Origin of the sequence: Pedobacter sp. Leaf176 (assembly GCF_001424305.1) — a bacterium.
In the GTDB taxonomy this organism is placed as follows: domain Bacteria; phylum Bacteroidota; class Bacteroidia; order Sphingobacteriales; family Sphingobacteriaceae; genus Pedobacter.
The window spans coordinates 263,328-276,208 of the sequence record NZ_LMPD01000006.1 but is presented as its reverse complement, the minus strand read 5'-3'; the positions used below and the strand labels follow the sequence as shown (position 1 = coordinate 276,208).

The following is a 12,881-nucleotide window of genomic DNA, read 5'->3' as shown; positions in this document are numbered from 1 at the left end:
TAAAATGAGACTGCATATAGAACGAAAACCTGTAAAAGTAAACCCCGATACAAAAAGAGTTATTGCCAGATTCTTCTTCAATGGTGAGGAGAGAGCCTTGCAAGTAATAACGAAAGTGCTTCAATTTTCAGATGATAAAGTTTTTTCATTGATTTCACCAATCCTTCAGGAATATTCTAAGCGCCATAGAAATATTACCAAAATATTAAATCGCCACTGTAAGAAACTCAAAAAGCAATTTGCTACGCTTAATGTTGACTACGAGAGTTTAGATTCTTATATGCGTTTATTAATAGGTGCTTATTTTACCCATGAATACTCAATTGAATCGGCGGCCTTTTTTAACCCGAGTATAATCGAAGATCCCGATCAAACCGATCTGGTAGAAGGCGAAAAGCGGGTAATCATTAGCTTTAGAGCAGTCGGCGAAGGACATATTTCTTCTATTGTGTTCAGGAGGGCATTAATAGATGCAAAAAATAACATACAGGTGTTGCCTGTTGGAAATTATGTGGATGAGGCTGAGGTTGTAAAAAATGCCATCTACGTAAAACGTATGTTCTTGAAAAAAGCGGCTTATGCACAAATTGATGCTTCCGTGCTGGAAGAAATGGAAACCAAGCTGGATGACAAATTTGAATACACAAGTTTGAGTAACATCATTAAAGATTCCAAGACGTTACATAAAGAAAACGCTCAACGTTTAATTGAATATGATAAAGTACTCTGGCTATCGGACACCTATCATACCATAACCTTTTCAAAAGATACTGATATTTCTGACCGCGTAATTTTCCCTATTTCTGAGTTCGAACGTAAGGGAATTGAAGATGCGCGTTTCGTTAAATTTATTAAAGAAGACGGGAGAATTGTTTACTACGCAACATACACAGCTTTTGACGGTTCGCTAATCATTCCTAAGTTGGTTCAAACAGAAGATTTTTATGAGTTTAAAGTCATCCCATTATATGGGGATGGTGCACAAAATAAAAACCTGGCACTTTTTCCCAGAAAGATTAAAGGTAAATACGTCATGATGAGCCGTATTGATGGCTGGAATAATTATTTAATGTTTTCAGATAAAATAAATGTATGGGAAAACCCGATACTATTAAAACAACCTAGGTTCGACTGGGATCTGGTACAAATCGGAAATTGTGGTTCTCCAATAGAAACCGACAAAGGGTGGGTCGTAATTACACATGGCGTAGGGCCAATGAGGCGTTACTGTATAGGTGTGAGTTTATTAGACCTTGAAGATCCAAGCAAAGAAATCGGACATTTAAAGGAACCATTAATTATCCCAAACAACGATGAGCGTGAAGGTTATGTACCCAACGTTGTTTATTCATGCGGCTCTATTATTAGCAATGGAGAATTAATTATTCCTTATGGTTTATCCGATTATAGTTCTTCGTTCGCAACAGTCAATTTGGAATTGCTACTGAATAAGTTGTTAGAAAACAACGGGAAGTAATTTCTAAGCAGAAAAAGGCCTGAATATGATGAGTATTCAGGCCTTTTTATTATTTGTATAAGCAATCGTTACTTTTTACCTTTTGTAGGCAACTGCTGCTGTTGTTGACGCATATAATCATCTAAACGTTGTTGAAATTTAGATTTTTTCTTTTTCTCATCAGCAGGTCTTGCTTTGTTTTGTTGAATTAAAGCGTGGATTTTATCATCATCAACCATTTTACGGATTAGGAACTGCTGTCCGAAAGTCATTAAGTTGGCTAAGAAATAATAGTAGTTCAAACCTGCCGGATAGCTATTTAATACCCCTAAGAAGATAACCGGCATAATGTAACCGATGTACTTCATTTGTCCTGTAGCGCCCGAAACCTGATTGTTAAAATAAGTCATGATTAATGTAGAGATGGTCATCAATACACACATCAAACTTAAGTGATCACCTATAAAAGGAATCTTCACACCGAAACGGATGAACTCGTCATAAGTTGATAAATCTTTCATCCAAAGGAAACTTTCCTGCCTCAGCTCAAATAAGTTCGGGAAGAAGAAGAAGAAGGCCATTACCAATGGCAATTGTAAAACCATCGGTAAGCATCCGCCTAACGGGTTTACACCAGCCTTTTTATATAGCTTTAAATATTCCTGTTGTACTAGAGTCGGGTTATCTTCACCAACTTTTGCTTTAATTTCATCCATTTCAGGTTTAAGAACCCTCATTTTAGCCATAGACAGGTATGACTTGTATGTTAATGGCGATAAAGCTAGTTTAAGGAGGATGGTCAAGGCAAAAATAATTAACCCGTAATTCCATCCGAAGCCGTTAAGGAAGTTGAAAACCGGTAGAACAATGAAACGGTTAACGTATTTTAATGGCCAGTAACCCATATCTACCTGCTGTTCTAAATCATAACCTTGCGCTTTCAACGCTGAAAACTTATTGGTTCCAAAATAGAATTCCATTTCGTACGTCTGGTTAGCTTGATGCGCATATGGCAATTGCATATTGGCAGCATAAAATTTAATCTGGCCAGGAGCAGTTGGAATTTTAACTTCCAGGTTTCCTTTTTCGAAAGCTTGCTTAGCAATTAATGAAGCAGAGAAAAAGTGTTGTTTAAATGAGATCCATTGAATTTTCCCTTTCGTCAACTCTTCTTTTTCATCTTTGGAAACACTCAAATGGTCGACGTCACCGTCTAAATATTTGTAATAAGGAGCAGAATAACGGTGTTCGCTTTCAATGGATTTTTCCTGCTGGAGTAAAGTCGTTTCCCAGTTTAAGTTAACGCTGTTACCAGAAATAACTTGTTGCAAGCCTACTAAATTAATATTGAAAGCAACTTTATTGCTAAGCGCCTTTAAATCATAGGTATATTCAACATATGCATTTGTACCATAATCGGCATGCATGGTTACTTTACTTCCAGCCTTAACAGGCGTAAAATACAAATCATTCGTATTGACAACTTTACCTGCTGCATTCAGATTTAAGCCAAATTTGTTAGTGCCGCCATCGAAAAGAATTAACGGTTTGCCATCAAAAGTTTTTTGTCCTTTTACTTCTACTGATAAAATTTTACCGCCTTTATTGGATAAGGTTATTAATAATTTTTCGTTTTCTAGGACTGTTTTCGCTTCGGTACCGGTAATTGCAGTTCCGAAAGGACCTTTTAATGCAAGGGAATCAACAACCGGCGTGGTTGGTGTAGCTTTTATTACCGTATCTTTCGGTGCTATCACAGCACCTGCTTTTTTAAGAGAATCTATTCTTTCAGTTTCCTTGGCTTTTTTTAGTTCTGCTTCACTTGGTCTGAAGAAGTAGAATGATCCGCCTAAGATGATCATAATCAGGAATAATCCTGTAAAGGTATTTCTATCCATTATTTGTTTTTATGCTGCCTTTAATTTGTTTTCTTTTTAGCATACTCCATTGCAGCGGCCACAAATTTAACAAAAAGTGGGTGAGGATTTGCTACTGTTGATTTTAATTCGGGGTGAAATTGCCCGCCTACGAAAAAAGGATGGTTTTTCAACTCAATAATTTCTACCAGGCCTGATTCAGGGTTAATGCCGGAGGCAACCATACCCGCCTCTTCATATTGCTTCAAATAATTATTATTGAATTCATAACGATGACGGTGGCGTTCGCTGATATGCTGTTTCCCGTAGATAGCAAATGCTTTTGTGCCTTTTTTAACATCACATGGATATGCCCCTAAACGCATTGTACCGCCTTTATTGGTTATCTTTTTTTGCTCTTCCATCATATTGATGACCGGATGCTTGGCGTTTTCTTCGATTTCTACCGTGTGGGCACCTTCTAAGCCTAAAACATTGCGTCCGTATTCAATGACAGCACATTGCATGCCCAAGCAAATTCCAAAGAAAGGAATGTTATTTTCACGCACAAATTTAATGGCGTCTATTTTACCTTCAATACCACGGCTTCCGAAACCAGGCGCGACTAAAACACCTTGTAAATGCCCTAGTTTTTCTTTTACATTGTCTGGGAAAATGCCTTCCGAATGAATGTATTCTACCCTGACTTTGCATTCATTTTTGGATCCTGCATGTACAAAAGATTCAATTATTGATTTGTAAGCATCAGGCAATTCAACATATTTACCTATTAAACCGATTTTAACTTCTGCGGTAGGGTTTTTCAAACGACCCAGGAAATCTTTCCAGCTTTCCATGTCCGGATCATTTTTGGTCGGAAGCTTTAATTTTGCCAAAACGGTCTTATCCAATTGCTCTTTTAACATCAGTAGGGGCACATCGTAAATTGTAGACGCATCCATTGATTCGATTACTGCATTGACGTTAACGTTACAAAAAAGTGCAATTTTTTTTCTGATGTCTTGAGAAATATGGTGTTCTGTACGGCAAACCAGAATATCGGGCTGAATACCATATTCAAGTAAAGCCTTTACAGAGTGTTGTGTTGGTTTAGTTTTTAACTCACCTGCAGCTGCAAGATAAGGTATTAATGTTAGATGGATTACAATTGCATTGCTGTTTCCCTGTTCCCATTTAAACTGGCGAACAGCTTCTATAAATGGTAGAGATTCGATATCGCCAACCGTACCGCCAAGCTCAGTGATAACGATGTCAAATTCACCACTTTCACCGAGAATGCTCATGTTACGCTTAATCTCATCGGTAATGTGCGGTACAACCTGAACGGTTTTACCTAAGTATTCACCTTTACGTTCTTTATTGATTACGTTCTGGTAAATACGACCAGTTGTGATGTTGTTTGCCTGTGATGTTGGAACGTTAAGGAAGCGTTCATAATGACCAAGGTCCAAATCCGTTTCTGCACCATCTTCCGTTACAAAGCATTCGCCATGTTCGTATGGATTCAGTGTTCCCGGATCGATATTGATGTACGGATCAAATTTTTGAATGGTTACACGGTAGCCCCGTGCCTGTAAAAGTTTAGCTAAAGAAGCGGAAATGATGCCCTTTCCTAAAGAGGAAGTAACACCGCCCGTAACAAAAATATACTTAGTCATGTTTGTGATTTTTTACAACAAATGCAAATATTGTTGCTTTTTGTACGGGATACAAAGGTACGAAAAATTATCCCCGTTTCAGGGCGTTTACACAATATTTTTTGGGAATATTATCTGATTGATATTGATTGTTTTACAAAAATAAAGACCTTAAAATATTCATTGTAGAGTTCTTTCTTTATCGCTTATATCTTCCTGGGATTTCTTTTGTCGTCTTAAAGGGTATAGAAATCGATCATCTTTGAAAATAATTTTTGTTGTTAATCAATTGTCCATTAACAGTGGCCATCATTTTTTAAAATGGTTATGTTACTAGTCGATATTTTGATTTTAACAAACAAATTTACTGTGTTGTATTTGCCGTCCAATCTATCAACCGTAAACTTGCGTAGTTGGTGTTTAGATTTTAGGAATTTCATCCTTACGCATTCAGGGTTTATTTAATTCACAGCAGTTGTAATAGATTTTTACCTTTTTTTCTTTCTCGCTCCAGGCAATATAGAGGTTGTTCTCTTTCCCCAGACGATATTTGAAGCCGTTTAGTCTGGTTTTTTTTAACTCTTCATATAGCGCTTTATCAGGAACATAATTGTCGGCTTTATCTTCGGGCATTACAGCAGGCTCCAGAAAGTTATCCTCTGCAAAAAAATCGTCAGCGATGGTTTTTAAGAAAATGACCTGATCTTTTTCTTTAGATAAATCGATATTTGGATCGGTGTTATCTAAAAGATCTGTTCCTTTAATTTTAGTATTGTAGATCTCCAGACCTTTGGCATTTTTGATGGTGAAATTCAAAACCATTTCTTCGGGTTTTCTACCTGTTAACTCAATTTTGAAAGTATCTTTAGTATTTAAATCAGAAAAAGACCTTAATACACTCGAATTAACGTTTTTAAACTCAATAGAATTTGATTTCTTTTTGTCGCCGGAATTACAAGAAAAGAAAAATAAAGGGAATAACAATAAGAGCAATAATTTTCTCATAAACCAAAAATACTAATTTTATAATTTGTTGAAACCTAATAAAGATATTGAGTTGGAGAAATTATGAGTTAACCGTCGACAAAGGAACTGGTTTGCAGCGATATCAATCAACTATTCCAGTTTCAATGCGTCTAACAATTTATTCAATTTGACTAAATCTTCTGGTGTATCTATTGCAATGGTTTCTGAGTTTGTAATTTTGGTCTGTATGTAAAAACCATTCTCTATCCAACGTAATTGTTCAAGGCTTTCGGCTATTTCCAATGATGACGGTGACAATTTTGTGATGGCTTTCAAGGCGTCAGTACGATAGCCGTAAATACCTATATGTTTATAAAAATGATGTTTTTCAGCCCATAAACCGGGCTCGCTGTTTCTAATAAATGGAATCGGACTACGGCTGAAATAAATTGCCCTTCCGTTCACATCAATTACAACTTTGGGACTGTTTGGATTATAAATGCTTTCCTGGCTTTCAATAGATTTGATTAAAGTAGCTAATTGTACTTTTTTTTCAATAAAACAACTCGCAAGTAAGTCAATTTGCGCCGGTTCAATAAAAGGCTCATCACCCTGAATGTTTATTACGATATCGAAATCTGGCATTTGTTCAATAACTTCTGCACATCTGTCCGTACCGCTTTGGTGGGTCGGAGCGGTAAAGACAAAATCCCCTCCAAACTTTTTAACCTCTTCAGCAATCCGTTCATCATCAGTTGCTACAACCACTTTAGTTAAACTTTCTGCTTTAGAAGCCTGTTCATAAACGCGTCGAATCATGCTTTTACCTGCAATATCCACCAAAGGTTTCCCGGGAAAACGAGTGGAAGCAAAGCGGGCAGGAATTATGCCGATGATTTTAGGAATGCTCATACTAGTGGTAAATTTCATAAGCAACAAATGCAAATATAAGTGCTATAAATATAAATGAAATTGGATGGGCGAAATTAAAAGTCCAGCCTAACCCCACCATTTGTTTGGGAACTATGATTCGGGAATCATCTCTGTTGAAATAAAACAATCCCCATTTCCAGTTTTCGGGATTATCGTGTCGAAAATCTTTGCCCACGGCCTAATTTAAAATAAACCGTTTATTTCTGCCTCAATAGATTGAATAACCTGGCCTAAATCTTCTGGATTATTAGTAAAATCTAACCTGTCCTTATCTAAAATTAATAATTTACCGAGGTTATACCCCTTAATCCATGCTTCATATTTTTCATTTAATTTTGATAAATAATCAATACGGATACCTGCTTCATATTCACGTCCTCGACGCTGAATGTTATTTACCAATGTTGGAACTGATGCCCTTAAGTAAACCAATAAATCGGGTGGTTTGATGAATGAAGTAATGTTGTCGAAAATGGCCCGGTAATTATCATGGTCGCGGGTTGTCATTAACGCCATATCGTGCAGATTCTCGGCGAAAATATGAGCGTCTTCGTATATTGTCCTGTCTTGAATAACATTACGTTTATTTACTTCAATGTCGGTAATTTGCTGAAAACGACTATTAAGAAAATAAATTTGAAGGTTAAAACTCCAGCGCTTCATGTCGCTGTAAAAGTCTTCGAGATAGGGATTGTTATCCACTGCCTCATATAAAGCTTCCCAGCCATAATTTTTTGCCAGCAAACCTGTTAAAGTGGTTTTGCCTGCGCCTATGTTTCCTACTATTGCTATATGCATATTTTTTGCGTTTTGCGATTAAGCGCATTGCAATAAGCATTTTACACGCCAACCGCCAATACGCACTTAACACAATTATTAATTAAAAACTCTTAAACCCGATTAAACTACGCACTTCCCTTATGGTTTTCTGTGCGCTTTCGCGAGCCTTCAAAGCGCCATGTTTAGCAACCTGCCTCAAATAAGCATCATCTTTTGCAATATCCTGAATGCGTTCGCGCATTGGAGTGGTTGCAATAATCATATCTTCTGCCAATTGTTTTTTAAAATCGCCATAGCGTATCTGCATTTTATTATATAGATCATCGAAATGCAAATGTGTGTCGGCACTCGACACGACCTTCATTAAATCAAACAGGTTTTGGATGGGTTCGGGCTTAGGCTGATTTTCCTCAGTTGGTCCACCATCGCTCACTGCTCTCATTACTTTTTTTCGTATGGTATCCGGATCATCTGACAAATAAACAGCGTTAGCCTCACCTTCTGATTTACCCATTTTTCCTTTTCCATCTAAACCAGGTACTTTGACAAGCTTTTCGGTAAAACTGAAAGCATAAGGTTCGGGGAAATATTCCGTATGATAAAGGCGATTAAAACGGTTCCCAAAAGTACGGGCCATTTCCAAATGTTGTTCCTGGTCTTTTCCTACAGGCACCTTTGTCGCCTTGTGAATTAATATGTCTGCTGCCATCAAAACCGGGTATGTCAGTAATCCGGCATTCACGTTATCAGGGTTGGAACGCACCTTATCTTTAAAAGATGTACTCCGCTCAAGTTCGCCCATATAAGCATTCATATTCAGATAAAGATAGAGCTCTGCAATTTCCGGAACGTCACTTTGTATGTAAATTGTACTGTTTTCAGGGTCAATTCCACTTGCAAGGTATTCGATTAAAACATGCTTTATATTGCCGTGTAAATCGGCAGGGGTGGGGTGTGTTGTTAAGGAGTGTAAATCAGCAATAAAAAAGTAGCAGTTATAATCATTTTGCATTTGCACAAAGTTTTTTACTGCACCATAATAATTGCCTAAATGTAATTTTCCTGTAGAGCGAATGCCGCTCACCACTGTTTCTTTCATAATGGCACGAAATTAAAAATAAAATGGCATCAAAAGGTATTCTATATTAATTTTATCACATAAGTATTTTATACAAATGATGATACTAACCTAAAAGGATAACCTCTATGTTAGGAATAAACTTTATTTGCAACCGATCATTTTTACACCGGTAAAATGCGCTTCTTTAAAGATCAGCATGTAAACTGGTTAAATTGATTTATTTTATAAAATAAATACTAACTTATATTTTTTTGACTATCTATGATTATGTTTTTGAGGCGAGCGCATCGTGTATGGTATCTTTTCTGGATACTGTTTTTTTTCTTTCTTTTTTATCCTTTATATTATTTGAGCTCCCGTAACTCCAGGTATTATAGTGTTTTAAATTTTTTCAGAAAGACAAATAGTTTGCTCAGCAGTTTGTTTTCGGGTATTTTTTTTTCATATCAGTTTGAAGAAAAAATAAAAAAAAACCAAACATATATCTATTGTGCAAATCATACATCAAATCTTGATATCATGATATTCTGTATTCTGGCTAAGGGCAGGTATCATTTTATGGGGAAGGATGAACTATTGAATAATCCTGTATTAGGGATTTTTTTTAAAACGATTGATATTGCAGTGAACAGAAACAGCAAAATATCGGCTTTCAGGGCTTTTAAAAAAGCGGGTGAGAATTTGGAGAAAGGGATGAGCCTTATTATTTTTCCGGAAGGAAAAATCGACGACCATTACCCACCTAAACTTAGCGAGTTTAAGAACGGTCCATTTAGGTTGGCTATTGAAAAAAATATCCCGATAGTACCGGTAAGTATTATTAATGTGTGGAAAATAAGCTGGGATGACGGTACGATGTATGGAAGTAAGCCGGGAATTTGCGATATTTACATCCATAAACCGATTGATACCTCAGGATTATCATACACTGATACCGATACGCTGAAAGATGAGGTTTTTAATTTAATCAACAGTAAACTAATATTATGAATTTAGACTCGAAAACCATCCATAAAATAGCTGAGCTGGCCAGAATTCATATTGGTGAAAGTGAAGTAGATACCCTAATTCCTGAAATGAACAAGATTTTATCGTTTATGGAGAAGTTAAACGAATTAGATACTACGGATGTTAAACCTTTGGTTTACATGAATGAAGCTACCAATGTTTGGCGTGAAGACGAAGTTCAACAAGACATAGCAACTTTTGATGGTTTGAAAAATGCCGCAAAACACAGCGATCAGTTTTTTATGGTTCCAAAAATAATTGAAAAATAGTTCAAAAATTTATCGTTTGAGCAGCAGCAGTATAAATTTAGAGACTCCTGTAACATCCTTACCCTAATCCTTGTCTAAAAAATAAAAACTATGTCGCAACCACTCATCACAATTAAGGAAATTGGTCGTAAATATGTTATCGGTACCGAAGTTATTCATGCTTTAAAATCAGTTAGTTTAGATATAAATAAAGGCGAGTTTGTGGCACTAATGGGGCCGTCAGGTTCTGGAAAATCCACTCTAATGAACATTCTGGGTTGTTTGGACACACCGTCGAGCGGAACTTATACACTAAATGGCACGGATGTTAGCCATATGACGGATGATGCGCTTGCAGAAGTCCGTAACCAGGAGATCGGCTTTGTTTTTCAGACTTTTAACCTGCTTCCCCGGTCAACTTCACTGGATAACGTCGCTTTGCCTCTAATTTATGCAGGAAACAGTAAAAAAGACAGGGATGAACGTGCAAAAAAAGCTTTGGAAAATGTAGGTTTAGGTAATCGTATGGATCACAAGCCCAATGAACTGTCTGGTGGTCAACGTCAACGTGTTGCTGTTGCGCGTGCTTTAATTAACGATCCGTCTATTATACTCGCCGATGAGCCGACAGGTAATTTAGATACCAAAACTTCTATTGAAATTATGGGCTTACTTGAAGAAATTCATAGTAAGGGCAACACAATTATTCTGGTTACACACGAAGAAGATATTGCTCAACATGCACATCGTATTGTGCGTATGCGTGACGGTCTTATCGAAAATGATTACGTCAACACAGACATAAAAAATGTTTCCCCTCGTTTACAAGCGCTAAGAGAAAGCGGAAGCGATTGGGAAAAAATAAATTAAAAGTTTTAAGTAATAAGTTGTAAGTTTCACCTTGTACTTAAAACTTACAAATTAATACATACTACTTTTGAGCATGAAAATCTACACTAAAACCGGCGATAAAGGTCAAACTTCATTGATAGGCGGCACCCGGGTACCGAAACATCACTTACGTATCGAAACCTATGGAACAGTTGATGAATTAAATTCGTACATCGGACTAATCAGGTGTCAGGATATCCAGATTCATCATCAGGCTTTGCTAAAAGAAATTCAGGACAGATTATTTACAATAGGTGCTTCTTTAGCTGCTGATCCTGAAAAATCACAAATGAAAATCCCGGATTTAAACGACTCAGATATTGTATTGTTGGAAAAGGAAATGGATACTATGAATGAAGTGTTGCCGCCTTTAAAGCATTTCGTTTTACCTGGAGGAAATACAGTTGTTTCGTATTGTCATCTCGCCAGGTGTGTGTGCCGGAGAGCAGAACGGTTAGCGGTTGCTCTGACTGAAAACAGCTTTGTAGATGAGCGTACAGTTGTTTATCTGAATCGTTTGAGCGATTATTTATTTGTTTTGGCACGAAAACTGAATGCGGATTTTAAAGCGGAAGAAAGCATTTGGATACCTCGTATTTAATAGTTGAAAAATAAGTTTGTTTTGCTCAAAAATTTTAATATACTTTGCGCATTATTAAGAATAAGAATTTAATAGAATTGAAGATATGTATTGGACACTAGAATTAGCTTCCCACCTGGAAGACGCACCATGGCCTGCAACAAAAGATGAATTAATTGACTACGGCATCCGTTCAGGTGCGCCTGTAGAAGTAATAGAGAATTTACAGGCATTAGAAGACGATGGAGAGCCTTATGAAACAATAGAAGAAATCTGGCCGGATTATCCAACTAAAGAAGACTTCTTCTTTAATGAAGACGAATATTAAATAACATTAGAATCCCGACATTAAGTCGGGTTTTTTTTTGCTCAAATGTTACTTTTACAAGTTGTAAATAATTAATTAAATGTCTGATTTATAATTATTTAAAAATAAATTTTACATTTTGTAAACAAAAGATAGTTAGTCGTGTTACTACATAAACATTTACTTAAAAAATTAACAAAATGGGAAATTTATTGTATTTAGTAGCAGTAGTATTAGTAATACTTTGGGTTATAGGTTTTGTATTCCACGGCTTCGGAGATGTTGGCGGAATCATCCACGTTTTACTTGTGATTGCAGTTATTGCAATTTTGCTTAAAGTTATAGGCAGGGCGGCATAGAATTGGTCAACCCATTTGTTTAAAAAGTTTCATACTTAATAAACAAACGATAGTTAAAAAGGAGATTCTAAATTAGAACTCCTTTTTAATTTAATTATTTAAAAGCAGTTCTGCGAGTGCTAAATCAACAGGATAGGTTATTTTTATGTTGTTTCTATCGCCTTCCACAATGTTTATTTCCTGACCAATAGATTCGACAACGCTTGCATCATCCGTAAAATGACCCACAAAATTTTGTTGGTAAGCTTTCTTCAATACTTCCAGACTGAAAGTTTGTGGTGTTTGGACCAAATATATTTCGTCGCGTTTTAAAGCCGACGTTTTTTCGTTTTTAAACATTCTAATGCTATCGCTCGATTGAACGGCGGCAATTACGTTTCCTTGCAACTGCGCCTGTCTGAAACAACGGTCGATAAGTTCGGTAGAGACTAAAGGGCGAACAGCATCGTGTATTGCAACAAGACATTGTTCTTCAATACTTGAAATTGCATTTTTTACAGAATAGAAACGCTCTGATCCACCGGCAATTACCTGGTGAGGAATATTGAAATTGAATTCCTGACATAGCCTGTTCCAATAAGTGTGCTGGTCGACATGCAGTACAACAATAATTTTCGGCTGAGAATCGCTTTGCGCAAAAGCTTTTATCGTATGCATTAAAACCGGCAGGTTTTTTAGCAACAGGAATTGCTTCGGAGTTTCTGTCTGCATTCGATTTCCAGAACCTCCTGCTACAATTACAGCGTAGTATTTCATAA

The 12,881-nt window shown here is 36.6% G+C and carries 15 protein-coding genes; 7 read left to right on the top strand and 8 right to left on the bottom strand.

The window, feature by feature from the left end; translation table 11 throughout:
• The first annotated feature begins 4 nt into the window (after positions 1–4).
• Entirely contained in the window at positions 5–1,477 is a 1,473-nt protein-coding gene (locus ASF92_RS17290; protein WP_056096142.1) for a glycoside hydrolase family 130 protein, read from the top strand.
• Positions 1,478–1,545: 68 nt separating this feature from the next.
• Here ASF92_RS17290 and yidC read toward each other — a convergent pair whose 3' ends face one another.
• The 7 genes from yidC to trpS form a co-directional block, all read right to left on the bottom strand.
• Positions 1,546–3,354, bottom strand: coding sequence for a membrane protein insertase YidC (yidC, locus tag ASF92_RS17285; protein ID WP_056096140.1), 1,809 nt, complete (start codon positions 3,352–3,354; stop codon positions 1,546–1,548).
• Positions 3,355–3,374: 20 nt separating this feature from the next.
• The gene (locus ASF92_RS17280) at positions 3,375–4,991 is read right to left on the bottom strand and encodes a CTP synthase (protein ID WP_056096138.1); all 1,617 of its coding nucleotides are present in this window, start codon (positions 4,989–4,991) and stop codon (positions 3,375–3,377) included.
• 429 nt (positions 4,992–5,420) lie between these two features.
• Positions 5,421–5,975 (bottom strand): hypothetical protein, encoded by a 555-nt coding sequence (locus ASF92_RS17275; RefSeq protein WP_056096135.1) that lies wholly within the window; start codon positions 5,973–5,975, stop codon positions 5,421–5,423.
• Between the two features lie 111 nt (positions 5,976–6,086).
• A complete protein-coding gene (gene kdsB, locus ASF92_RS17270) occupies positions 6,087–6,866 on the bottom strand; it encodes a 3-deoxy-manno-octulosonate cytidylyltransferase (RefSeq protein WP_231729851.1) in 780 nt (259 codons plus the stop codon).
• Positions 6,850–7,044: a DUF5808 domain-containing protein gene (locus ASF92_RS21515; RefSeq protein WP_056096129.1), complete on the bottom strand. Its 195-nt coding sequence runs from the start codon at positions 7,042–7,044 to the stop codon at positions 6,850–6,852. The genes kdsB and ASF92_RS21515 overlap by 17 nt, the downstream gene beginning before the upstream one ends.
• Before the next feature lie 8 nt (positions 7,045–7,052).
• Complete coding sequence (locus ASF92_RS17260) at positions 7,053–7,667, bottom strand: deoxynucleoside kinase (RefSeq protein WP_056096126.1); 615 nt, start codon at positions 7,665–7,667, stop codon at positions 7,053–7,055.
• Between the two features lie 82 nt (positions 7,668–7,749).
• Complete coding sequence (gene trpS, locus ASF92_RS17255) at positions 7,750–8,748, bottom strand: tryptophan--tRNA ligase (protein ID WP_056096122.1); 999 nt, start codon at positions 8,746–8,748, stop codon at positions 7,750–7,752.
• 243 nt (positions 8,749–8,991) lie between these two features.
• On the opposite strand from trpS, the gene ASF92_RS17250 reads away from it, so the two are divergent.
• The 6 genes from ASF92_RS17250 to ASF92_RS21095 all read left to right on the top strand — a co-directional run bounded on the left by ASF92_RS17250 (position 8,992) and on the right by ASF92_RS21095 (position 12,123).
• Positions 8,992–9,720 carry a 1-acyl-sn-glycerol-3-phosphate acyltransferase gene (locus ASF92_RS17250; protein WP_056096119.1) on the top strand — a complete coding sequence of 243 codons (729 nt, stop codon included), beginning with the start codon at positions 8,992–8,994 and terminating at the stop codon, positions 9,718–9,720.
• Entirely contained in the window at positions 9,717–10,007 is a 291-nt protein-coding gene (gene gatC / locus ASF92_RS17245) for an Asp-tRNA(Asn)/Glu-tRNA(Gln) amidotransferase subunit GatC (RefSeq protein ID WP_056096116.1), read from the top strand. Before ASF92_RS17250 ends, gatC begins: the two co-directional genes overlap by 4 nt.
• Before the next feature lie 90 nt (positions 10,008–10,097).
• A complete protein-coding gene (locus tag ASF92_RS17240) occupies positions 10,098–10,856 on the top strand; it encodes an ABC transporter ATP-binding protein (protein ID WP_056096113.1) in 759 nt (252 codons plus the stop codon).
• 73 nt (positions 10,857–10,929) lie between these two features.
• On the top strand, positions 10,930–11,478 hold the full coding sequence (locus tag ASF92_RS17235) for a cob(I)yrinic acid a,c-diamide adenosyltransferase (RefSeq protein WP_056096108.1): 549 nt from the start codon (positions 10,930–10,932) through the stop codon (positions 11,476–11,478).
• An 85-nt stretch (positions 11,479–11,563) separates the two neighbouring features.
• The gene (locus ASF92_RS17230) at positions 11,564–11,785 is read left to right on the top strand and encodes a DUF2795 domain-containing protein (RefSeq protein WP_010603503.1); all 222 of its coding nucleotides are present in this window, start codon (positions 11,564–11,566) and stop codon (positions 11,783–11,785) included.
• Positions 11,786–11,964: 179 nt separating this feature from the next.
• Positions 11,965–12,123 (top strand): lmo0937 family membrane protein, encoded by a 159-nt coding sequence (locus ASF92_RS21095; RefSeq protein WP_109924584.1) that lies wholly within the window; start codon positions 11,965–11,967, stop codon positions 12,121–12,123.
• Between the two features lie 90 nt (positions 12,124–12,213).
• On the opposite strand, the gene ASF92_RS17225 is transcribed toward ASF92_RS21095, so the two are convergent.
• A complete protein-coding gene (locus ASF92_RS17225; protein WP_056096105.1) occupies positions 12,214–12,879 on the bottom strand; it encodes a 2-C-methyl-D-erythritol 4-phosphate cytidylyltransferase in 666 nt (221 codons plus the stop codon).
• Positions 12,880–12,881: the final 2 nt, after the last annotated feature.

Excerpts from the sequence above, each read along its gene's own strand:
- ASF92_RS17235 (WP_056096108.1), top strand. The coding sequence starts at position 10,930 with ATGAAAATCTACACTAAAACCGGCGATAAAGGTCAAACTTCATTGATA.
- ASF92_RS17280 (WP_056096138.1), bottom strand. The coding sequence starts at position 4,991 with ATGACTAAGTATATTTTTGTTACGGGCGGTGTTACTTCCTCTTTAGGA.
- yidC (WP_056096140.1), bottom strand. The coding sequence starts at position 3,354 with ATGGATAGAAATACCTTTACAGGATTATTCCTGATTATGATCATCTTA.
- trpS (WP_056096122.1), bottom strand. The coding sequence starts at position 8,748 with ATGAAAGAAACAGTGGTGAGCGGCATTCGCTCTACAGGAAAATTACAT.
- ASF92_RS17240 (WP_056096113.1), top strand. The coding sequence starts at position 10,098 with ATGTCGCAACCACTCATCACAATTAAGGAAATTGGTCGTAAATATGTT.
- ASF92_RS17275 (WP_056096135.1), bottom strand. The coding sequence starts at position 5,975 with ATGAGAAAATTATTGCTCTTATTGTTATTCCCTTTATTTTTCTTTTCT.
- ASF92_RS17290 (WP_056096142.1), top strand. The coding sequence starts at position 5 with ATGAGACTGCATATAGAACGAAAACCTGTAAAAGTAAACCCCGATACA.
- ASF92_RS17225 (WP_056096105.1), bottom strand. The coding sequence starts at position 12,879 with ATGAAATACTACGCTGTAATTGTAGCAGGAGGTTCTGGAAATCGAATG.
- gatC (WP_056096116.1), top strand. The coding sequence starts at position 9,717 with ATGAATTTAGACTCGAAAACCATCCATAAAATAGCTGAGCTGGCCAGA.
- ASF92_RS17260 (WP_056096126.1), bottom strand. The coding sequence starts at position 7,667 with ATGCATATAGCAATAGTAGGAAACATAGGCGCAGGCAAAACCACTTTA.
- kdsB (WP_231729851.1), bottom strand. The coding sequence starts at position 6,866 with ATGAAATTTACCACTAGTATGAGCATTCCTAAAATCATCGGCATAATT.
- ASF92_RS17250 (WP_056096119.1), top strand. The coding sequence starts at position 8,992 with ATGATTATGTTTTTGAGGCGAGCGCATCGTGTATGGTATCTTTTCTGG.
- ASF92_RS17230 (WP_010603503.1), top strand. The coding sequence starts at position 11,564 with ATGTATTGGACACTAGAATTAGCTTCCCACCTGGAAGACGCACCATGG.
- ASF92_RS21095 (WP_109924584.1), top strand. The coding sequence starts at position 11,965 with ATGGGAAATTTATTGTATTTAGTAGCAGTAGTATTAGTAATACTTTGG.